The following is a 21,950-nucleotide window of genomic DNA, read 5'->3' as shown; positions in this document are numbered from 1 at the left end:
GAAAACTCTCAAATGTTACAAGAAAAACAGCATAATGATGAACCTCAGAATGGCTATCTCATCTGAGGTTTTTTTATTATTGCTATGGAGGAAAGATATGGACTACGATTCTCGGAAGAAAACGTTGTTGGATACGAGACGGCTCCGTAACGGTACCATAGCGGCGGGTCGTCGCCATACCGTTGCTCTCCAATCCGACGGAACAGTGACAGCCGTGGGTGATAATAAATGCGGGCAATGTGAGGTAAGTGATTGGTCCCATATAGTCGCAGTTGGAGTGGGTAATGTTCATATGGCTACGAACACCGGTAATGCCCACACAGCTGGTCTTCGATCGGATGGTACAGTAACAGCTATAGGTTGGAATAAGCATGATCAATGCAATGTAAGCCAGTGGCGCGATATAGTAACCATTTCGGCAGGTTGGTGCCGTACGGTTGGAGTTAAATCAGATGGCACGGTGGTTGCAGTGGGCCGAAATAATGAAGGGGAATGCAACGTAAGCAGTTGGCATGATATTGTAGCGGTCACGACGGGTGACTGGCACACAGTCGGTTTGAAATTAGACGGTACAGTGACAGCTGTCGGTAACAATAAGTATAACCAATGTAGCGTAAACGACTGGAGCAATATAATGGCTGTTTCGGCGGGGTGTCTTCATACGGTTGGACTTAAAACAGATGGAACGGTAGCGGCTGTGGGTAGAAATATCGAAGGGGAATGCAACGTAAGCGGCTGGTCCGACATTGTAGCCGTCGCAGCCGGGAGTTATCATACGGTTGGTCTTAAGTCTGACGGTACAATGGTTGCTGCGGGTTCCCAATAAACATCACCAATGCGATGTCCAGCATAAGGAATAGGGCGGTTGTCGTATCTGCCTGGACAGCCTCCGCCAGATGGGAGCCATTGAACAATTCCATATAAATTCCTGTACCACCAAAGACGGAGAACCAGACAAATCCGAAAAGGCTCGGAATAAGCAAGACGTAAATTACAAATTCCTTAATGGTTCTACCTTTGGATACCCTGGCGATAAAAGTACCGACAAAGGGAGCCCACGCGATCCACCATGCCCAGTAAAATAATGTCCATGCCCCAATCCAGGTTTCTTTTGAGAATGGTGTCAATCTCAAACTCATATTAATGATGTTTTGCATGTAACTGCCCAAGGTTGTTGTAAATGTGTCAAAGATAAACGTAGTCGGACCAGTCACCAATACAAACAGCATTAATAGCACAGCGATAACAAGGTTGGTGTTACTTAAAATCTTAATCCCTCTATCCAGACCGAAAGTGGCTGAGATTAAAAATAGTACGGTCACAACGGTGATAATGATTACTTGGACTATTGTCGAGTTAGGGATACCGAATAAGTGATTCAGCCCGCCACCGATCTGAAGTGCACCCAATCCAAGTGATGTCGCAACACCGAAAATGGTGGAGATGACCGCCAGAATATCAATGGCCTTACCGAGCCACCCTTCAGCAAGCCGCTCACCGATTAAAGGTATGAAGGTGGAACTAATCAATCCTTTATAACCTTTCCGGAACTGGAAGTAAGCAAGAGCCAGGCCGATGACGGTATAGATCGCCCAAGGATGCAGTCCCCAGTGGAAAAAGGAATAACGGATTGAAAGTCTTGCTGCCTGGGTTGTTCCTGGTTCTGCTCCCTCCGGCGCAGATAAATAGTGGGACAACGGCTCAGCAACTCCCCAGAAAACCAGTCCAATACCCATACCAGCACTAAACAGCATGGACAGCCAAGAGACTGTAGAATATTCGGGTTCATCACATCATCGTCCCCGAGTCTGATATTACCAAATCGGCTGAACGCCAGATAAAAAGCAAAGATCAGGAAGAACAATGTAGCTAACAGATAAAACCAGCCAAAATTCTAAATAGAGAAATTGTAGGCAACGTTTGCCACATCTGCCAGCTGATCGGGAGCGACAGCACCCCAAATTGCAAATAGTGCTACGATGATAATTGTGATTGTAAATACCATGAAGAGACCTCCATTATGTAAGCTTCATCCAACTTTTCCTTAGTATGTACTCGTGTAACTTGTAATATTTCGGAAAGCCGCTGTTGATTAAATAAAACAAATCCCGATGCCTAGATTATAAATAGCATGAGCAATCATGGAAGCAATTAAGGAATTCGTATAATAAAACAACAGGGCAAGTATTAATCCATTAATAAATACTAATCCGTAGGCTAAATATACCTTCTTATATTGTGGTATGTGAATAAGCCAAAACAAAAACGTGCTCATGCAGATCACCATTCCATCTACATAATGGTTATAACCTAGAAATAATCCTATTAGTACTCCCCCAAAGAAAAACTCTTCAAAAAACTCCCCGCTAGTGAACTGACGGCAATACCACTTGTAGTTTTCATGATATGAAGAATTAATTCTCCACCTTTCGATTGAGGAAGCTTTGTTTTTGTTTTTATATTAAGAGCAATAGAAACAAATGCCACAATCGCACCCAAGATGAAACCGAGTAGGGTCACATCAAGAAAAGACATCTCATTGGGAAGAAACAATGAACGGATAAGGGGATTATTTTACCCCACTTAAAAATTGCAATAAGCGCTAAACCTAAAAATGAGAACGGCATTAAGCCCAATATCATTTGAAGCAATAATCTATTATGCTGTCGAGCACTTAATTCACTCATACTTGTTCCCCGTTTTCTTCGCACTGGTTTTGATATAACACTTGAATCGCTTCCCCGATAAATTCGATCATACCAACAGGCAACAAAGCTTTAAAGACCTCCAATTGTTTGACCATGCCCAAATCAGACTCAGTCAACCCTTGAATAGATTCAGGAACCATGGCTAACAGTTCTGTTAATTCTCGTTGTACTTCTGGACTATCGGGACAAAGTTCACGATGAATTGTCGTTTGAAAAAAAGATAATAATCTCCTGTTTAATAGATCCAATGTGATTTGTTGATGTTTATTTATGGGCATGATTTTTCCTACCGTGTCTAGAGAGAAATGCTGTTCTAGAATCGTCCTTTGATCTTCCTCTAGACGTATAGTATTCATGAGCAACATCAGATCTTCGTTATTGATATCACCCGTTTCATTCATTACCTTCTTCATTCGTCTCATCATGTCCAGGGAAAGGTTTATTTTATTTCTGTGATTGAGAAGAACAGCTTCTCGCATTTCTAACATGTCTCTAAAAGAATATTCCGTCTCTTCTAGCATTTGTTTGATTTCATTTAATGACCAGCCCATGCTCTTGAGCAATTGTATATTATAAAACTTCTTGATTTCCTCTCTAACGTAAACTTTCTGATTAAGATCATTTTTATTTTTGGGTACAAGGAGTCCGATTTTCTCATAATACCTAAGAGTCCTTACCGTTGTATTCACCATGCTAGCGAAATTCCCCACTGTAAATTCCACCTTATCACCTCCAGCTATATTACTGTTTTAGACTTATAGTCACCATGCTTTTATTATAAGCTGTGACGTAACGTCCTGCTCAATACCCATTTTTGATTGTATGGAAGTGCCGCAGTCTGAAATCTGCGATGTATCTCATTCAGATTCATTTAAGGAGTGCTATCTATGATGTTTACATACAACAACAACTACAATAATAATGAGGTGTGATAGCAATGAGTATATACAAATGGACTAAATTTATGGGGGTGGCGGTACTATGTACTGCAATGTTGACAGCATGTAGCTCGACGAATCAAGGAAATGTGGACTCAGAAAGCAATACCACTGAAACGGAACAAACAAATACGGATAATCAGAGTAAAACGGAAACAGCAGCATATGCCGATCAAATCAACAAGTCGGAGGTTATGTCCATTTCAATTGATGTGGATGAAGAGGCCTGGAAAGAAATGCTGGATAATGCAAGCGAGGAGCAGTACATCTCAGCAAACATTACCATTAACGGAACGACAATTGAGAACGTCGGAATCCGTCCAAAGGGCAACTCCAGCCTTCGGCAGGTCGCTAGTGATGATACAACGGATCGATATAGTTTCAAAATCAAGTTTGATGAATATGTTAAGGATCAGACGTGGATGGGATTGGACAAACTCGTCGTTAACAACATGATTAGTGACAGTAGCTATATGAAGGAATATTTAAGTTATGACATTATGAGTTACATTGGCGTGGACGCACCTCTATTTGCATTTTCCAATATTAGTGTCAATGGAGAGACTTGGGGCTTATACCTGGCTGTTGAGGATATAGACAGCGGATATCTCGCTCGTGCCAAGAATGATGAGGGTGAACTGTACAAGCCAAACAATGATGACAACATGGGAGCAGGAGGTATGGGAGGCCCAGATGGCAATCCTTTTGCTCAAGGATATGGAGGAGATATGCAGGCTCCCAAAGAAGGTATGGCGCCACCGGATGGAGCAAGCCCTCCGGATATGAATGGCGGAACAGGGGAAGAGAGGACCAATACACAAGCCGAAGCTGGCGGGAGAGGCAACCGTGGTCCAGGTGGTATGGACGGAAGCGGCAATGGTGTTTCGTTGATGTACACCGATGATGAAACGTCCAGCTACTCTGCCATTTTCGACAATGCTGAGACCAAAACAACCGAGGAAGATCATCAGCGTGTCATCGAAGCACTCAAAAACCTGAGCACAGGCACCGATCTGGAGAAATATGTGGATGTGGACGAAGTACTGAGGTATTTTGCGGCCCACACGGTGGTTGTTAATATGGACAGTTACACGTCCAACATGGGACATAACTATTATCTGTATGAGAACGACGGTCAGATCAGCATGTTGCCTTGGGATTACAACATGGCCTTCGGTGGATTCCAAGCGGGTACTGCATCCGATGTCGTAAATCTGGCGATTGATACGCCTCTATCAGGGGTCAGCCTGGAGGAACGCCCCATTTTGGGCAAACTCCTTGAAGTGCCTGAGTATAAGGCCAAGTATCATGAATATTTACAGGAGATCGTAGATGGATACTTCGCAGACGGAAAGTTTGAAGAAAAAGTACAAAGTCTGAACGACATGATTGCGGAATATGTGAAGCAGGACCCTACGGCCTTTGTTACGTATGATAAGTACGAGACAGCTGTTACAGAATTGACCAAACTCGGGACGCTGCGTGCGGAAAGTATACAAGGGCAATTGGACGGAGATATCCCTTCCACGACCGAGAAACAAAAAGAAAACGCTGATTCACTGATTGATGCTTCTTCCATCGATCTGTCCAAACTGGGTGAGAATAATGCTCGAGGAGGCATGGGCGGTGGCGGTCGTAGAGCTGTAGAAGGGGATCAGTCTCAGGATGCAAAATAAGAAGAATTTCAGTAAAGCGAGCCAATAATGAACGTTAGTTCAGCATCATATAAGACATTGAGGCTTATGAATAATGCTTCATTTAAACTAACCAATGCGTACCGACATGTTGTCGGGCGCGTTGGTTTTTTGTTCATTTTCCCCACATTAATTCTCTACCAAGCTTCCGATCCAGGACCAGTCGTATGATTTTTCGATTACAGGACAACATACTAACCATATGATCATATTAATTAATTAGAATAAAGGAGGAGAAGAGCAGACCATGGCTGAAAAGCACGAACCTCAGATGGAAAATCCTCAGATGTCCATGTCCATATGGCTTGATGAATTGAAACAGAAATTAAACCATATGGATGATGCCGAAATCCTTGAGCACAGAATGGGCACCGGATCTTCAGTTTATCTCTTATACATAAACACGTTAATTGATTCAGAGCGTTTAAACGAGGTCATTATTCAGCCGCTTCATCGATCTACTGACGATACGGTTTCTTCAGGCATCATTAATTCCGAGTTTTCGGAAATTATATCGATTGAAGATGCGGAGCAAAAAATAATGCAAGGATTTATTCTTCTCTACGATTCCGTCAACGATCAATGGCTAGGCGTTCAATTGGAAAATCCTCTTGGCCGGGCAGTTGAACCTTCCCAAACAGAAACGGTCATATATGGAGCGAAAGACAGTTTCAGTGAGCAAATCGATAAAAACATCACAATGTTGCGCAGACGTTTGCCTATAACGACATTAAAAACAGAAAGCTTTACGATCGGATCACTAAGTAAAACGAAGGTTGTGTTAATGTACATAGACGGAATCATTAATCCGGAATTTGTTTCCATTGCAAGAAAGAAAATTGAAAGTGTGGATTTCGATCAGTTTTTAGATTCCGCACAGCTTGCAGCTTTTATTGAAGATCATAACCATACGGTCTTTCCGCAATTTCTGCAAACGGATCGCCCGGATGCCTGCGCCTATGCCTTAGGTGAGGGTAAGCTGACTTTATTGGTCTCCAATTCACCATTTGCTTTAATTTGTCCCATTACATTATTTCATCTGTTCCAATCACCCGAAGACTATTTCCTGCGTTGGCCGGTCGCCAGTTTCTTGCGTTTAATGAGGTATGGAAGTTTTATTATTTCTTTGACGATGATTCCTTTTTATGTAGCGTTAACGACATTTCATTACCAAATGGTTCCGCTGCCGATTCTCTTCGTATTATTGGAATCGAGAAGCAAATTGCCTTTTACTCCGTTTGTGGAAGGACTTTTCATGATCGTAACGCTGGAAATCATCAAAGAAGCCAGTTTGCGAATGCCGACCAAAACGAGTCAAACTTTAGGGGTTATCGGCGGTATTGTCATAGGACAAGCGGCTGTGGAAGCAGGCTTTGCAAGTAAAGTATTAATTGTTCTGATGGGTATATCCGCTATTGCTTTCTTTTTGGTCCCCAACTATCAAATGACCAAATCCATGGTTCTGTTGCAAGTATTTCTTCTTATCCTTGCATCGGTTCTTGGATTGCCAGGAATCGTGGTTGGATTGATCGGAATTCTTGCGCATCTCCATGCATTAACGTCACTAGGTCAACCTTATCTGGCACCGCTTTCTCCTTTTTACGGGAAGGATTGGATTGACCTCTTTATTCGCGGTCCCTTGATTTGGATGAAAACGCGTCCGAGTAATCTAAAACCATTACAGAAATGGCGACAGGAGAAGATGAAGAAATGAAAACTCTATCCTTATTCAAACAAACCTCCACCCTTGGCAGCATCCATTTCCTTTTGTTGGTTAATCGTACGCAAATGCATTATTTTGTTCTAATCATGCCCGTTTATTTGATCCATTCCTATATGGTTTGGGGAATAATCGCCTTGGGGCTGCTGTCTCAACTTAATTTGATGATGCTGTCCAGATGGTTTGCTTCCAGTTATGCAGCCAAAGGCTATCAAGGATTTGTACAGCTTTTTGGAAAACGGATAGTTCACATTTTCGCAATACTTGGTTTTTTGATAATCCTGTTGAAAATTTCAATCATCACTCTGGGTTACGCTGAAATGCTCCATAGTTTTATTTATCCATCAATGAATAAAACGTGGCTGATCCTCGTTATTCTATCGATCAGTTTATTTGTGGCTTCACATGGCATGGAAAAAACATTGCGTTTTGTCGTAATCGCCTTTCTATGCGGGGCGTGGATCTTAATCATGTTTGTTCCTTTTTTCTTTTCGTCGATTTCAAATTACCGCGATTTGTATCCTCTAATTCCCACCGAATGGTCAGGGCAATCATGGCAGGGTTTGCTGTTTCTATGGTCGGCATTTTCCGGTCCAGTGTATTTGGCCTTTATGGTTCCATGGTTAAGCTCCAACACAAAAATAACCAAATATCTTGTCATGGGCAACATGCTGACGATTTTGGAATATTCATTATTGTTCATAGCTTCCGTATTGTTTTACGGTTCCAACTTCTTAAGCAGGATCAACTTTCCGGTTGCATATATGGGAAGCTATCTTCAAACGAGCGCTTTAGAACGAATCGAGTACATTCTAATCTCTTTCCATATGTTTAATTATGTATTTGACATTTCAATTCTTTTGTTATGTTTTTATGGAGCTACAAGAGTTTTCATGAAAAAAATGAATTCAAGTACAACGCTGACCGGATTATTGTCGAGTTGGTTCGTCATTTTGATAAGTATCATCATCATGGATCGATGGTTATGGCAAACGGTTCCGGGTCAAACGATGTTACTGAACCTTCAAATCTGGATGGGCGCTTTGATTTATTTGCTTGTTCCTACGATCCTTTTCACTGTGGTTAAACGAAAGGAGAGTATGCAGGCATGATACCCTACAAGTACTATGGTTTATTGGCGATTGTAAGCCTTATGTGCATAACCGGCTGCTCTGCTCCATATGTAGAAAACAATCTGATCGAAGAGATTGCTCCTGTAGTTTTCTGGTCGGTTGACAAGGGGACGGAGGGAAAGTTTAAAATCAGCACTTTAGTACCCCCACTCATCAAAGAAGAAAAACGATTTCTATCCAAGGAAGTGGATCTGATAAAGCAGGGAGGCAAGGAGTTTAATTTAATTTATTATCGGGAACTGAAACAGGGACAGCTGCGAATATTATTAATCAATGAGAAACTGGCAAAAGAAGAAGGTATTGAAAAGCTGATCAATACGATATTGGTAGATCCCGATATTTCAATGCGTGTCTATTTGGTGATTGTTAGAGGTGATTTTGATGAATACATAAAAAATCAATTGACGAAGCAAGAAAACCAAGATTATTTCCTTTATCGGATGTTAAAACATTACGAGAAGCATAACCAAGGTGAGATGAGCATTGTCAATATTCATCAATTTATGAAGAAGTTATATTCTCCGCTTAAGGATCCAATTCTGCCCGTTTTTCATGCGGATAAGAACAATTTCAATTACGTTGGAACAGCCTTGTTCCGAAATGACAAAGAAGCAATGGTCACTCAAGACATAAACGATGAGATTTTTCAACTTCTGGATAACGATCATTTCTTAAAAGTCTTGGCCATTCCAAAGTTATCGATCAGTTTAGGACGAATTCGATCCAAAATTCACATGAAGCTATCGAGTGACTATTCATCCTTGACTTTACATGCGGGACTGAAAGGAAGAATTGAGGAATATCAGGGAGAAAAGAATATTCAAAACCAGGAACAATTGGAACATTTAATTCATGAGATTGAGGTATACCTTGAGGAACAAACATCAGTATTATTAAAAAGCATGCAACGGTTGAAAGTAGATCCCTTAGAAGTCGGATCACATTCTCTTAAGCCGTTTTCCAAAGAACTAACGGAAGAGCAATGGTTGAAATATTGGGAGAATATGAAAATTAATATTAACTTCGACATTAAAATACAGACTTTGAATAACGTTGATCGATAAGTCATACATTCAAAACGCATCAATTTTAAATTTGTTCATAGTTGATGAACTGGAGTATGATTAGGGAGGACAATGCTGATAGTCACCATATAAGTTAATGTCCCTTGGAAACTTACTTAGTATCAATATCACATAACTTCTTTGAAGGGGGACATCTGTTTTGGATGAGCAGTTTCTAGATTTATTGGCCCAAAAATATGATACGGAAGAAAAAATCATTACAGAGATTATCAACCTTGAGGCGATCTCCAATCTCCCGAAGGGAACCGAGCATTTTGTGAGTGATTTGCATGGGGAGTTCCATGCTTTTCAGCATGTACTCCGAAACGGTTCAGGTACCGTCAAAGAGAAAATTAAAGAATTATTCCGGGAGGTATGGTCGGAGCAGGAAATCAATGATTTTGCAGCGTTGGTTTATTATCCGGAAGATAAAATACAACTGGTTATAGGCGAACTGAGCAATAAAGATGCTTTGAACCAGTGGTATAGACAAACGATTGAACACATGCTTAAGCTTATTGCTTACGCCTCTTCCAAGTACACGCGCTCGAAATTGCGTAAAGCTCTGCCGGAACAATATGTATATATTGTAGAGGAGCTTCTATACAAGACGTATTCGACCAACAATAAGGATCCTTATTATGAGGAAATATATCGGCAGATTATATCCTTGGGCCAAGCGGACAAGCTCATTATTGGTCTTGCTTATACGACCCAGCACCTGGTGGTTGACCATCTTCATGTGGTTGGAGATATCTATGACAGGGGACCGGACCCCAATAAAATCATGGATACACTAATCAACTACCATTCTGTAGACATTCAGTGGGGGAACCATGATGTCCTCTGGATCGGTGCCTACGCGGGTTCTCTGGTCTGCCTTGCAAATATTATCCGGATCTGCGCCAGATACGACAAAAATGAAATCAACATTTGCGGAAAAACGTACCAACTGGAAAACACCTGTTTTACCACCGTAAATCCGCAGAAACCTGAAGAATTGCTAGAGGAAGAACGCCAGGTGATGGAGAAACTGCTGTTCTCCGTTCAGCATTCCGAAAAGCTGGCCAGACATATGAATTTCCTCATGAAAAAGGGGAGCCTTTATTTAAAATACAACGGGAATTTGTTAATTCACGGCTGTATTCCTTTAGATGAAGAAGGAAATATGGAAGAAATGCAGATTGAAGACAAGACATATGCGGGCCGTCAATTGCTTGATGTTTTTGAAGATTATTTAAGCAACAGTTGTTGTTAACGGTTAAGGACGTTCATAATTACGTTACACGATGGATAGAGCCGGAGGAACTTAAGCAGTTAAAAGTAATTTTAGAAAAACTGTACATGAATGTGCAAGAGGATTAACCGAATTGAAATGATAGAATTTAAAGCCCCTAAAAACATGCTATAGCATATATTTTTGGGGGCTTTAAGCGATTCCGCTTTCCTGCAATTTGCAAAGCAGGTACAGTGAAAATGAACAGGCGAATGTTAGGTGAGTAACTGATTGAGCCCGCTTTCGGGCTCTTCACCATTTTCTACACGCTTTATATTGCTTATAAAGAAATCATATCTTATTTTATGAAATTTCCGACCATCAGGCATGCCTGCTGTATGGGGAGTAAGTATCACATTAGCCAGATTCCGAAGCTCACTGTCCATAGGAAGTGGTTCAGATTCAAACACATCCAGGCATGCGCCTGAAATATCCCTGTTTTTCAATGAATCAATCAAGTCTCTTTCGTTGACAATCCCGCCGCGGGCTGTATTGATAAACAGAGTTGTGCTCTTCATTTTTTTGAATGCCGCTTTGTTGATGAGCTGCTTGGTTTGCTGATTCAAGGGAATATGTACACTGACGATGTCCGATGTGCTTATAAGCGTATCAAAATCCACCATTTTCACCGAGTCGTCAGATTGTACAACAGCTTTTCTTGCATAAGCCTGCACATTCATATCAAAAACCCTGCAAAACGCAGCTACTTTTTTTCCGATCGCGCCCAAACCGATAATCCCAATCGTTTTACCCTTTAACTCACTCCCGGTATAGTCCAATTGATTTTCATCCATCTTATTTTTCATGAAGTTATCAAGAAAAGGTATGTTTTTATAATAAGACAATATCAATGCGAGAACATGCTCGGCTACTGCCTGTGCATTCACTCCGGCAGCATTGGCCACCCAAATACCTCGCTCTGTACAGGCAGGGATATCGACATTATCAAACCCGGCACCCGTCTGTACCAATTTTAATTTTTTGGCGTTCGCAAGCAGGCTGTGATCCACTTTAATATGTTCAGGGATGAGTACCTGGCAATCTTCAATATGATGCAGCATTTCTTGTCCGGGCGGGACAATGACCACGTTCCAGTCTTGCGGAAAATACGTTGTAATATTTGATTTTGCAGTTTCGTTAAAATGACCAACGATGAGAATTTTCATATCTATACCACCTTTCACAATCTATCCCATGCTAATCGTATGGAAAAGATTCTAGAATAACAATATACTAACTATAACAGTTTAGTTGAGGTGAGTTATGAAATGGACGACGTGAATGAATCAAAACAAATGGTACTACTAATGGGCAGTGCCTTGAAAAAGTACAGAAAAGAAAACAATATGAGCTTAGATGACTTAGCGGAATTAACGGGCGTAAGCAAACTTACTCTGGGCAAAATCGAACGTGGCGAAACAAATCCCACTTTGGCGATGATATGGAAAATTTCAAAAGGCATATCTTTACCGCTATTGGCTTTGTTCCAAACAGAAGACCCTGTTAGTGTGTATCGAGCAGGCGAAGGGCTGCGATTTTCTAATGACAAAAAAAACTGGATCATTGAACCCGTCTTTAAAAGCAACGGTATTGAAATGTGTCGGGCTTACTTGCAGCCCCATAGCTCGTATCACCCTGAAGGTCATCATGTGAATACCACTGAAATTGCAACAGTAATGACGGGTTCCATTGAAATTCAAGTGAATGAAGAGATGTACACATTGAATCAATATGATACGATCAGTTTTCGTGCAGATTGTCCTCACTCGTATACCAATCATACGAATAGCGAAACCGTGCTCCATATCTCCTTAAAGTATGGTTTCTAAAAATCAAAAGTGCTCCTTATCATACAACTTCGAATTCCATGACGGGAATTTGAGTTGTATTTTTTTCTCCACAATTTAAGTATATCATAAAATACTTATTGTAAATATTAATATATTATAATATACTTTCGTTGTCCGCGCGGATATGAATTCAAAAAGGAGAATGGAAGAATGCCGAACAAACAAAATAAAAAAGCCGCAGCATCCTCTATAGGATTTATGATTCTCGGCATTATTGTTATTGCAGCCAATTTACGTACTCCCTTAACCTCAGTTGGTCCTTTAGTGAGCCTTATCAGGGATGACGTTCATATTTCCAATACATTAGCAGGCCTGATCACAACGGTACCCTTGCTTGCCTTTGCTTTATTATCGCCTCTAGTACCCAAATTAGGACGAAGATATGGGGTTGAACGTATCATATGGATTGCCCTCATGTTGCTGACTGTTGGTATTGTAATACGATCTTTATCTGGTGCAGTTAATCTGTTTATTGGGACAGCAGTTCTTGGATTCGCAATTGCCGTTTGTAATGTATTATTGCCCAGTATCATCAAACGGGATTTCCCAAATAAAATTGGCTCCATGACAGGAGTTTACTCCATTTCAATGAATTTATCTGGGGCAATCGCTTCGGGAATCAGTGTACCGCTGGCCATAAACGGAGGGCTAAAATGGCAGGGAGCACTGGCAGTATGGGGGATACTAAGCTTTGTATCAATCCTCTGTTGGTTACCTCAATTAAGAAATCGAACCAAACAAACAGCCACGACGAGTCATCAAATGGCTAGCAACCATGTGAATGTATGGCGTTCCCGGCTGGCCTGGCAAGTAACCATGTTTATGGGGATACAGTCCATGGTTTTCTATGTGTTGATTGCCTGGTTGCCTGAAATTTTAAAGCAGCAAGGAATTGAGTCCAACCAATCTGGATGGTACCTCTCGATCATGCAGTTAGCTATGCTCCCATTTACCTTTATCGTCCCCGTTATTGCGGGGCGCATGTCTAGCCAACGTTCATTAGTAGTCATCACAACCATTTTGCTAATGACGGGCACGCTCGGACTTCTTTACGGCAGTTCCAATATCATTCTGTTGTGGATCATCATACTCGGAATTGGTGGAGGTTTCGCCTTTAGTTTGGCTATGATGTTTTTCGGATTACGTACCGAAAATGCGCACCAAGCAGCGGAGCTGTCTGGCATGGCGCAATCGATCGGATATCTTCTTGCCGCAATGGGTCCTGCTCTTATAGGATATCTGCATGATGCAACAAATAGCTGGAACCTGCCACTTTTCATTCTTCTAGGGGCTTCGATCTTACTTTTTTTAGTGGGTATAGGAGCTGCAAACAACCGCTTTGTGGGTAGTCAAAATAGTTACGAAATGTCACGGAAAGGATGATAACTATGTTTGACAAAATTATGGTCGCCATTGATAAAGGTGAAATAACGAACAAACTCCTTGATGCAACCGCTGAAATAGCACAAAATAAACAAGCTCAAGTTACCTTGGTTCATGTTAGCCAGAGTTATGTGCCGATCGGCATGACGTTTCTACCAGAGAATTTTCTGGAAGACATAATGAACGAACTGGAGAAAGCGAGCTTGGAACAGCTGCATCAAGCCAAATCTAAATTAAAGTCTGCTGGAATTAACCCGGAAACTATTCATCTTAAGGGAGATCCTGGGCATGAACTATTGAATTATGCAAGGGATACGGAGCAGCAACTTATTATTATCGGGAACCGTGGGCTAAGAGGCATAAAAGAAATGATGCTTGGAAGTGTCAGTCACAAGGTTTCACAGCTAGCAAGTTGCCCAGTCCTCATTGTACATTAACTCCTCTATACAGCGGCATTTCAGGATAATGTGTCCTACAAATGCCGCTGTTTTTCTATCCTTTAGTTGCCGAAAATGATAAAGGATCAGCGGTTCCATAACACTAATAAGCAGCTTAATTATAATATGTGGTAAAATAGACGGGGCAATAAGCCTAGATAAGAACATGCATCTGGCAAAGGAGTTAACCATGATCAAACAACGTAAAATCATTTTAACCTTAACCATATTCTATACATTGTTTATTCTTTATTTTATGTTCCTCGCCTTCGGTAGAAGAGATGCTTCAGAGACAACGACTGGCTATACCTTTCTTTTCTCCCCAGATAGTTTTTTTAAACTGCCGGCTCTATCTGAACTCCTGCATCCCAGTCTCATGACTTTAGTTGATTTTGGTAACATTGCCGCCTTTATCCCTTTTGGTATCCTGATGCCATGGTTGTACAGGATTACCTTTGCCCGGTTCTTTACCTTATTTGTTATAGCGATTCTTGTGCTGGAAACCATTCAGGCCCTTACCTTACTTGGTAGTTTCGATATAAACGATGCCATTCAGAATACGATAGGAGCAACCATTGGTTATGGGGCGTACAAACTTGGTTTCCGCTCCCGGAACCTTTGGCGCAATCTGGCGAGAACGGCTATTTCCGGTATGATTCTTTTATTAGTCGTATGGGGATTATTCGGAGCGTTAGATAACGCAGCAACTAAAGTAGAAGGCCCTTTTGTGGCAATCAACGAATGGATGGACAGTTCGGGGAATTCATCATCTGCAGACAAACCGGACAGCATCAAAATAAGCGATCAGAATGTAAAGATTCTCTATAATATGTACGGCGCTGAAGACGGAGATCCTAGAACGTTTACATACAAGTCTGAGGGAGAGACGATTTTCTCTTTTTATTACGGAATCCCTGAACCAACAGATTATTCAGGAAAAATTCGTGTTACTCTCAATGGAAACGAGATAATGACCGGCTCTGGAGAAGATCAGCGGAGTGATCCTGAACTATTCCCGTTGATATTCAAGATTCCTCTCGAACCGGGAAGCGAACTGAAGATTACCATCGAAGGGAACGAAAAAGTATGGGATGTAGGCTATAAACGGATGCAATATTTTTGGAGCAGATAAAAGTTTGATCTTCCATGCCTTTTTAGGCTTGAAAGAATGGATAAAGCAGTACAAAAAAAAGGACCGTAAGTGTTCATCTTTCATCGATGAATGCTTTCGGTCCTTTTATCTAATAAACGTCGGGATCGGTTTCCGCCTCTCTTGTTTAACGTCTTCGGAAGGCTCCGCCACGTGCGAGAGCGAAGAAGATGAGCAGGGCAATAATGGAGCCAACGATGGCTGGAATAATGTGAAATCCGCCAATCACCGGTCCCCTTGGTCCCAGCAATTCCGTTCCTAACCAGGAACCAATAAAACCCACAATAATGTTCCCAAGTACACCGCCCGGTACGTCCCGCCCAATCAAGTTGCCGCTTAACCAACCAATAAGTCCACCAACAATGAGTACCCAGAGCAGATCCATGGATTGTTCTCCTTTCTTCGGGTTTATTACAAGTTATGTTGGGTTCGTTGGAATATACCTCATCTCGCAGTTGGTGGAGGAATCTAAAGCGCCTGTGCTAAGATGGGTTAATAATTGATTATAGCTGGTGAAAACAAGGCTAGATAGGGGTGTACAGTTGAAGAAAATCCTAGTCATTGATGATGAAATCGCAATTCGAGATTTAATTGAGCTGGTGCTAAGGCGAGAAAACTACGATGTGCAGACCGCAGAGGACGGCAAAACGGGCTTGCAGCTACTCGACTCTTTTCAACCCGATATAGTGGTACTTGATCTGATGCTGCCAGATTGCTCCGGATATGACTTGTGCAAGGAAATTACCGGAAAACGCGCCATTCCTGTGATCATGCTCTCAGCCAAAAATGAGGTAATCGACAAGGTGCTTGGACTAGAACTAGGCGCGGAAGATTATATGACCAAACCCTTTGATAATCGTGAATTGCTCGCTCGCATCAAGGTGATTCTGAGAAGAAACGAGAGTAGGGAGGGCACAAGTGAAGGGACAGAAGTGCAATCGAAACGGATCATTCATGAAGAGCTGACTTTTGACCTAGAGAGCCGAAGAGTGCTGAAAAACGATGTAGCTGTGTCTTTAACGGCCAAAGAGTTTAAAATTCTGGAAACGCTACTCAAAAGACCGGACAAAATCTTTACCCGGGATGAACTGCTACAGATCGGATGGGGATATGACTTCATGGGGGACAGTCGCAGTGTGGATATGACCATCATGCGATTACGGAAAAAGCTGGAGGATAATGCGGACGAACCGAAATACATCAGGACAATCTATGGATTTGGCTATCAGCTTGGAGGTGGCGAGGCCTGAAGTATGCAACCCGGCTACTGCTGAATTATTTATTTTTCTCCGTGCTTTCTTTTGGCATCATCATATTTGCGGTGAACAAAGCCATTGATTACTATAGCTTCATTACGATTGAGAAACAGATGATGGAGAAGGCGGATCTGTCCGAGCTGTCCTTCCGAGAGGTGTTAGCCCAGCATAGGTCATCCTCAGGAGAGCCGCAGACGGAGGAAATCGTCAGACTTGCTCTGGAAAAGCTGAAAGCTTCAGGTAAGGAAGTACGTATCTATGACAGCTCCAAGCAATTGCTGGGCTTGGCTGTGGATGGCATCATTATTAATGATGGCAAACCGCTTATTTTCGACCAAAATATTGAGAAAGCCCTGAGCGGCAGTTATGCCTACACCGTAACGAAAGATCATCTGCTTTATTTTGCAACTCCCATTCAGAATCAATTTTACGAAAATGCTTATGTGTATGAGTTCGTGGACGACATTTCGTACTTTTATGCAATTATGGATCAAATCCGTTATATCCTGTTTGCGGGTGCAGGCGGTTTCATTGTGCTGATTACGTTAGCCAGTCTGTGGATTGCACGCAACACAACCAAGCCGATTAAGGTGCTGCTTGGCGCTGCGCAAAGCTTCTCTAGACAGGAGTTTCGGAGAGTTCAACTGAACCGGAAGGATGAGCTGGGCATGCTGGCAGAAGGGCTGGATTCCATGGGGCGACAGCTTCATGATTACATTCAGTACCAGAAACAATTTGTCTCCAACGTATCTCACGAGTTAAAAACACCCTTGGCAGCCATTCGTGGGTTCTCTCAATACTTGGTTGAAGGTGAGACTGAGAACAAGGAGCTGCAGAAAATCTATGCTCATCTGTTGCAGGAATCGGATCGACTCACCCGCTTGATTAATGAACTGTTATTATTATCCCGATTCGATAAGGCGGGTTCTAATGATTTGGAAGCAAAGAAGACGGAAATGAACGAACTGATTCAGCAAGTTGCAATGAATATGGGAGCCAAGGCTAAGGATAGAGGGATCGAGATCAGAGTTAGTCAGGCGGAGCAAGAACCGGAAGATGACGGTACGACAAGAGTGCAAGCCAACGTGAATCCAATGCTGATGTCCCATGCCATCGCCAATCTTGTGGACAATGCCATCAAATATTCAGGCAGTCCATCGCTGATCGAATTGAAGTTGGAACATACGACAAGCGAGGTCGTTATACGGATACGTGATCAAGGCATAGGCATCGCGGGCGATGAGCTGGAGCGAGTGCAGGAACGCTTTTACCGAGCGAAAAATGCAAGTACAGCAAATGGGTCGGGTCTTGGACTTTCCATTTGCAAAGAGATTGTAGAGCGGTTTAATGGATATATCGACATTGAAAGTCAACTGGGAAAAGGGACAACCGTTACAATTGTTTTACCTCGTGCGTAGCCCTGCATTTCAAACCCAAGCCTAAAGAGGTAACGTTACAAGATTGGTACATTTCTGTTATAAGACTAACAAATCTTTTATTTATAATCACTTCATAAGAACAAATCACACATTTATGGAGGGATCATGATGAAATTAACAAAGAAAGCTGCAAGTTTTATCGTACTAGGTGCATTACTAACGGCGGCATTAACGGGCTGTCAATCCAGTGATGCTACATCTCCAGCAACCGGACAGAACACAGCAAACGAACAGAACACAGGCGAAGATACGACAAATGCTAATACGCCTGCTTCCGAAAGTACTGAAGAAAAGGGAACTGAAGCTATTAAGGAAGGTTCGATGGAGAAGGAAGGTAATGTGGTACTGAAGGAGCTTGCTTTTGTCTATAATGAGCATACCATTGCGATTTCGGATACAGCGAATGAAGAACAGATGGAACAGATGCTGGGCAAACCGGATAACCTGAAATCTCATACGTACACTGCCGACGATGGAACCAACATGGATACGTTAATCGGTTTTACCGAAAAAGTGTACACGTATCCTGGTCTGGAGATTAAAACAATCAGTATACCAGAGGGGAAACAAGACTCCATCTTTCATATTGAAATCACAGATCCCAAGTACACCACAGTTCGAAACATTAAAGCAGGAGACAGTCTGGACACACTCAAAAACGCTTACCCTGAGGGGAAACTCGTTGGTGATGGAGCTCCAGATGAGGAGGATGACTTCCGTTATGAGCCATCCAATTATGTGGATGTGATGTCATTCCATATCAAGGATGCCAAGGTCGAGAGCATTCAGATCTACAGTCTTCTGGACTAGAATAAAATGAAAAAGTTAACCCTCAACCATCCTGTAAAGGAGCATTGAGGGTTAACTTCGTTTTGGCCTTTAGATTAAGCGCTGCTTGGGCAAATGCAGAATAACGTTGAATTGATCGCCGTGAATTTCGATGTTAATCTCCCCGCCGTGCAGCTCAACGATGCTTTTCACAATGGACAGCCCCAAGCCGGAGCCTTCAGTCTGACGGGATTCATCTGCTCTTTTGAAACGTTCGAACAACTCTTCCGCAGCAAAATCAATCTCATACGCAGCCGTATTTTGAATTTTGAATAGTACCTGATCATTAGACTCGTCCAGATAAATATAGATTCTGGTTCCTGGAAGCGAATATTTCTGCGCGTTGCCAATCAAATTTTCGAATACACGCCAAATTTTATTGCCGTCCAAATGGGCATGGATGGGGAATTTTGCAATCCTCTCCCGAATCTCAGGCGACGTTTGTCCCATACTGGTGTTGGACTCGGCAATCGCCTGTGTCAACAAGGTTGAGACATCGACGTACTCCATATCCAGCTCTACTGTACCGCTGGCCATCTTGGAGATTTCGAACAGGTCTTCAATCAACAGCTTCATCCGTAGCGCCTTCCGGTCCAGGATTTCAATATAGGCTCGGTTGCTCTCCGTAGACAGATCTTCTTTTTTTAATAAATCAACATAGTTGATAATGGAAGTGAGCGGGGTCTTCAAATCATGTGATACGTTGGTAATCAGCTCTGTTTTTAACCGTTCGCTCTTCATTTGATTCTCCAGCGCACTTTGATACCCGGCTTTCATATTGTTAATATAGCCAGCAAGCTTGGATAGGTCATCCTTGCCGGTAACCTGAATCGTATTCTGAATATTGCCTTCGGCAATTTCTTTGCTCCCGTTGATGATGGCGATGAAGCGACCAAGCTTGGAAAGGATATACGGTACCAGGAACAGCACATACAGCAATACATAAAGTAAGGGTGAGCCCTGTTGATATATGCTGTAATATGTGGCTGCCTGCCAAATACATATTCTGGCTATAGCGGTTAGCAAAAACATCATGATGAGGCCAAACGTTAGTCTCCAGTTTTGCAAACTGGCTTTAAGACCGGTTCTCCAGCTATGAAAGTAATCCATCAGCAGACTGCCATGCCAGAAGGAACGCCTACCACGGGGTGCCTTAAAATAAAGAAACAATCTACTTGCCAGTAAGCAAAGAATAATAAAGGCAAGCAGGGCCTGGATGTAACTTGAAGTTGAGTAGCCAATACTCAACCCCGTGTATGAATACGAGTTAATGAGTAAGAGGATCCATAAGATCGCGGCGACAATGATGACAATAAGGTCGATGGGAACCTTCCGATCGGCTTTATTTTTTCTCGATTTTGTATCCAATTCCCCATACCACCTTTAAATATTTTGGGTCTTTAGGATTGATTTCAATTTTTTCACGGATGTTTCTCACATGTACGGCAACCGTATTCTCTGAAGTGAAGATCAGTTCATTCCACACGCGCTCATATATCTCTTCGATCGAGAAGACTCTGCCCTTGTTCTCCATCAGCAACTCCAAAATTTTGTATTCCTTCGGGGTTAGTCTGACATCCTCACCATCTATCTCAACAGTCTTCGAGCTTTTGTTCAGCACGAGTCCTCTTACTTGAATGAGCTCATCCCCGTTTGACTGGAAGGAACCCAAATTCGTAAAGCGGCGCAGCTGAGATCGGACTCTGGCGATTAACTCAAGAGGATTGAACGGCTTCGTAATATAGTCATCAGCCCCAACGTTGAGTCCCAAAATCTTGTCGCTATCTTCTGACTTGGCGGAAAGCATAATGATCGGTATATTTTTATTTTCACGAATTTTAAATGTTGTTTTAATTCCATCGAGCTGTGGCATCATGTTGTCCATAATAATAAGATGAATGGTTTCTTGTTCAAGAATCTCCAGCGCCTCCAATCCGTTAGAGGCAGTGAATACATCCACATCTTCGCTTTTCAAATAGATAACGAGCGCTTCTAGAATTTCCGGTTCATCGTCTACAACAAGAATGTTATTGATAGCCATTATGTCTCACCTTCATCACGATATTTCTTATACTTGCTAATCCGGAACTCATGTATCCCGAAAATTTAACATGGCCGGGGGGAGCGTCTGCAAGCATCAGCTCCTCTGGTGATTCTTCTTGATCCGTGTAAAATCCATGCACCCCAAACCTGGACAGCATCTGCATAACCGGTCTGCTGTTGACGGTGTGAACATAACTTTTTACCCCCAACTTATTCAGTGCTGGAACTAAATTTGGGTTGAGATACACCCGGTATACAGGCATGGCAACCGCAGTCAGTTGTTTGTCCCTTACGAATTCTACAATACTTTCAGCGGAGGCGCCAGTTTTGTAAAGTGAATATATTTTGTTTGGAAAGGGGTGGATTCCCATAACCGTGTCATACATTTCCGGGCTGAAGATTTCAGGTATAACCCGGTTGAGCAGTACAGGATCCGTACGTCGAACCTCATTAACTAGATGCACAAACTGCTGATGAATTTGCGCTTTGCTGCCTGCTTTCGTGTCCACAATTAAGTCAAAATCAGGATATTGCTGCATCAGCTGCAGGATGTCCGGCAGGGTAAGAGGGTGGAATCTGCCCATAATAAGCGAGTTTGCAAACTGAAACTTGGTTACGTTTCGTCCGCGATGAGCGGCCAAGTCCGGCTGTAGCTTCTGCGACCAATCATGTCTGGCTACAAGCTTCCCGTCCGTCGTCTGCACAAGATCAACCTCGAACAAACGATACCCTCGATTGTAATTGGTTATAAATGCCTCATAAGAATTGGTGTAGCTGGCACCGTCAACTCCACCAAATGCATGTGCAATAAGCCTGTTTTCCTGCCAGCCGCTGGTACCAGCTATAGAGTCCGGTTGATTCTGACCTGTCCTAACAAGCCCCCAGTTGCACCAGATCATTCCTGCCATAATGACTATGAGTAAGCTTAACATCATCGTTTTCTTCATTCGTTCTGCTCCTTCGTTAACCCGATGTAAGTCATACTACAGGACGCAAATGAAGAAGGAGTGGTATAAAAACGAAGGAATTTA

At 42.4% G+C, this 21,950-nt stretch carries 17 protein-coding genes and 3 pseudogenes; 13 read left to right on the top strand and 7 right to left on the bottom strand.

Annotation, left to right across the window (positions count from 1 at the left end; genetic code table 11):
* Window positions 1-97: 97 nt before the first annotated feature.
* A pseudogene (locus tag MKY73_RS14245) lies at window positions 98-860 on the top strand (chromosome condensation regulator).
* On the opposite strand, the pseudogene MKY73_RS14240 reads toward MKY73_RS14245, so the two are convergent.
* Window positions 843-2,005: pseudogene (locus MKY73_RS14240) on the bottom strand (BCCT family transporter); the annotation flags it as partial. The pseudogenes MKY73_RS14245 and MKY73_RS14240 sit on opposite strands and share 18 nt — an antisense overlap.
* Before the next feature lie 678 nt (window positions 2,006-2,683).
* A complete protein-coding gene (locus MKY73_RS14235) occupies window positions 2,684-3,430 on the bottom strand; it encodes a MerR family transcriptional regulator (RefSeq protein ID WP_339308260.1) in 747 nt (248 codons plus the stop codon).
* A gap of 215 nt (window positions 3,431-3,645) precedes the next feature.
* On the opposite strand from MKY73_RS14235, the gene MKY73_RS14230 reads away from it, so the two are divergent.
* The 5 genes and pseudogenes from MKY73_RS14230 to MKY73_RS14210 all read left to right on the top strand — a co-directional run.
* Window positions 3,646-5,322 (top strand): CotH kinase family protein, encoded by a 1,677-nt coding sequence (locus MKY73_RS14230; protein WP_339308258.1) that lies wholly within the window; start codon window positions 3,646-3,648, stop codon window positions 5,320-5,322.
* Window positions 5,323-5,587: 265 nt separating this feature from the next.
* Window positions 5,588-7,054 carry a spore germination protein gene (locus MKY73_RS14225; RefSeq protein ID WP_339308256.1) on the top strand — a complete coding sequence of 489 codons (1,467 nt, stop codon included), beginning with the start codon at window positions 5,588-5,590 and terminating at the stop codon, window positions 7,052-7,054.
* Window positions 7,051-8,172: a GerAB/ArcD/ProY family transporter gene (locus MKY73_RS14220; protein WP_339308254.1), complete on the top strand. Its 1,122-nt coding sequence runs from the start codon at window positions 7,051-7,053 to the stop codon at window positions 8,170-8,172. Before MKY73_RS14225 ends, MKY73_RS14220 begins: the two co-directional genes overlap by 4 nt.
* Window positions 8,169-9,257, top strand: a complete 1,089-nt coding sequence (locus tag MKY73_RS14215; RefSeq protein ID WP_339308252.1) for a Ger(x)C family spore germination protein — start codon at window positions 8,169-8,171, stop codon at window positions 9,255-9,257. The genes MKY73_RS14220 and MKY73_RS14215 overlap by 4 nt, the downstream gene beginning before the upstream one ends.
* 160 nt (window positions 9,258-9,417) lie before the next feature.
* Window positions 9,418-10,497 (top strand): annotated as a pseudogene (locus tag MKY73_RS14210) (fructose-bisphosphatase class III); the annotation flags it as partial.
* A 251-nt stretch (window positions 10,498-10,748) separates the two neighbouring features.
* Here the strand turns inward: MKY73_RS14210 and MKY73_RS14205 are convergent.
* Window positions 10,749-11,699: an NAD(P)-dependent oxidoreductase gene (locus MKY73_RS14205; RefSeq protein ID WP_339308251.1), complete on the bottom strand. Its 951-nt coding sequence runs from the start codon at window positions 11,697-11,699 to the stop codon at window positions 10,749-10,751.
* A gap of 102 nt (window positions 11,700-11,801) precedes the next feature.
* On the opposite strand from MKY73_RS14205, the gene MKY73_RS14200 reads away from it, so the two are divergent.
* The 4 genes from MKY73_RS14200 to MKY73_RS14185 all read left to right on the top strand — a co-directional run bounded on the left by MKY73_RS14200 (window position 11,802) and on the right by MKY73_RS14185 (window position 15,335).
* A complete protein-coding gene (locus MKY73_RS14200; RefSeq protein WP_339308249.1) occupies window positions 11,802-12,362 on the top strand; it encodes an XRE family transcriptional regulator in 561 nt (186 codons plus the stop codon).
* A gap of 171 nt (window positions 12,363-12,533) precedes the next feature.
* Window positions 12,534-13,766 (top strand): MFS transporter, encoded by a 1,233-nt coding sequence (locus MKY73_RS14195; RefSeq protein ID WP_339308247.1) that lies wholly within the window; start codon window positions 12,534-12,536, stop codon window positions 13,764-13,766.
* A 5-nt stretch (window positions 13,767-13,771) separates the two neighbouring features.
* Window positions 13,772-14,203 carry a universal stress protein gene (locus MKY73_RS14190; protein ID WP_339308245.1) on the top strand — a complete coding sequence of 144 codons (432 nt, stop codon included), beginning with the start codon at window positions 13,772-13,774 and terminating at the stop codon, window positions 14,201-14,203.
* A 190-nt stretch (window positions 14,204-14,393) separates the two neighbouring features.
* Window positions 14,394-15,335, top strand: a complete 942-nt coding sequence (locus MKY73_RS14185) for a VanZ family protein (protein WP_339308243.1) — start codon at window positions 14,394-14,396, stop codon at window positions 15,333-15,335.
* 145 nt (window positions 15,336-15,480) lie between these two features.
* Here MKY73_RS14185 and MKY73_RS14180 read toward each other — a convergent pair whose 3' ends face one another.
* A complete protein-coding gene (locus MKY73_RS14180; protein ID WP_339308241.1) occupies window positions 15,481-15,738 on the bottom strand; it encodes a GlsB/YeaQ/YmgE family stress response membrane protein in 258 nt (85 codons plus the stop codon).
* 157 nt (window positions 15,739-15,895) lie between these two features.
* Here MKY73_RS14180 and MKY73_RS14175 point away from each other — a divergent pair, with 157 nt between their 5' ends.
* From MKY73_RS14175 to MKY73_RS14165, 3 genes are all read left to right on the top strand, one after another.
* Window positions 15,896-16,603, top strand: coding sequence for a response regulator transcription factor (locus tag MKY73_RS14175; protein WP_339308239.1), 708 nt, complete (start codon window positions 15,896-15,898; stop codon window positions 16,601-16,603).
* A gap of 71 nt (window positions 16,604-16,674) precedes the next feature.
* Window positions 16,675-18,027, top strand: a complete 1,353-nt coding sequence (locus tag MKY73_RS14170; protein WP_339308237.1) for a HAMP domain-containing sensor histidine kinase — start codon at window positions 16,675-16,677, stop codon at window positions 18,025-18,027.
* A gap of 126 nt (window positions 18,028-18,153) precedes the next feature.
* Entirely contained in the window at window positions 18,154-18,858 is a 705-nt protein-coding gene (locus MKY73_RS14165) for a hypothetical protein (RefSeq protein ID WP_339308235.1), read from the top strand.
* Window positions 18,859-18,927: 69 nt separating this feature from the next.
* Here the strand turns inward: MKY73_RS14165 and MKY73_RS14160 are convergent, their stop codons facing one another.
* Genes MKY73_RS14160 through MKY73_RS14150 form a run of 3 tightly spaced genes read right to left on the bottom strand, consistent with a single transcriptional unit; the run spans window position 18,928 to window position 21,866 of the window.
* Window positions 18,928-20,244 carry a HAMP domain-containing sensor histidine kinase gene (locus MKY73_RS14160; protein WP_339308234.1) on the bottom strand — a complete coding sequence of 439 codons (1,317 nt, stop codon included), beginning with the start codon at window positions 20,242-20,244 and terminating at the stop codon, window positions 18,928-18,930.
* Window positions 20,219-20,917, bottom strand: a complete 699-nt coding sequence (locus MKY73_RS14155) for a response regulator transcription factor (protein ID WP_339308232.1) — start codon at window positions 20,915-20,917, stop codon at window positions 20,219-20,221. The genes MKY73_RS14160 and MKY73_RS14155 overlap by 26 nt, the downstream gene beginning before the upstream one ends.
* Window positions 20,904-21,866 (bottom strand): phosphatidylinositol-specific phospholipase C/glycerophosphodiester phosphodiesterase family protein, encoded by a 963-nt coding sequence (locus tag MKY73_RS14150; RefSeq protein WP_339308230.1) that lies wholly within the window; start codon window positions 21,864-21,866, stop codon window positions 20,904-20,906. The genes MKY73_RS14155 and MKY73_RS14150 overlap by 14 nt, the downstream gene beginning before the upstream one ends.
* Window positions 21,867-21,950: the final 84 nt, after the last annotated feature.

It is taken from the genome of Paenibacillus sp. FSL R5-0519 (genome assembly GCF_037974275.1).
Classification (GTDB): domain Bacteria; phylum Bacillota; class Bacilli; order Paenibacillales; family Paenibacillaceae; genus Paenibacillus.
This window is presented reverse-complemented; position numbering and strand designations above follow the sequence as displayed.

Bases quoted from the DNA above. Each gene is read 5' to 3' on its own strand.
- MKY73_RS14155 (WP_339308232.1), bottom strand. From the start codon at position 20,917: ATGGCTATCAATAACATTCTTGTTGTAGACGATGAACCGGAAATTCTA.
- MKY73_RS14165 (WP_339308235.1), top strand. From the start codon at position 18,154: ATGATGAAATTAACAAAGAAAGCTGCAAGTTTTATCGTACTAGGTGCA.
- MKY73_RS14225 (WP_339308256.1), top strand. From the start codon at position 5,588: ATGGCTGAAAAGCACGAACCTCAGATGGAAAATCCTCAGATGTCCATG.
- MKY73_RS14185 (WP_339308243.1), top strand. From the start codon at position 14,394: ATGATCAAACAACGTAAAATCATTTTAACCTTAACCATATTCTATACA.
- MKY73_RS14200 (WP_339308249.1), top strand. From the start codon at position 11,802: ATGGACGACGTGAATGAATCAAAACAAATGGTACTACTAATGGGCAGT.
- MKY73_RS14190 (WP_339308245.1), top strand. From the start codon at position 13,772: ATGTTTGACAAAATTATGGTCGCCATTGATAAAGGTGAAATAACGAAC.
- MKY73_RS14150 (WP_339308230.1), bottom strand. From the start codon at position 21,866: ATGAAGAAAACGATGATGTTAAGCTTACTCATAGTCATTATGGCAGGA.
- MKY73_RS14205 (WP_339308251.1), bottom strand. From the start codon at position 11,699: ATGAAAATTCTCATCGTTGGTCATTTTAACGAAACTGCAAAATCAAAT.
- MKY73_RS14220 (WP_339308254.1), top strand. From the start codon at position 7,051: ATGAAAACTCTATCCTTATTCAAACAAACCTCCACCCTTGGCAGCATC.
- MKY73_RS14215 (WP_339308252.1), top strand. From the start codon at position 8,169: ATGATACCCTACAAGTACTATGGTTTATTGGCGATTGTAAGCCTTATG.
- MKY73_RS14195 (WP_339308247.1), top strand. From the start codon at position 12,534: ATGCCGAACAAACAAAATAAAAAAGCCGCAGCATCCTCTATAGGATTT.
- MKY73_RS14180 (WP_339308241.1), bottom strand. From the start codon at position 15,738: ATGGATCTGCTCTGGGTACTCATTGTTGGTGGACTTATTGGTTGGTTA.
- MKY73_RS14230 (WP_339308258.1), top strand. From the start codon at position 3,646: ATGAGTATATACAAATGGACTAAATTTATGGGGGTGGCGGTACTATGT.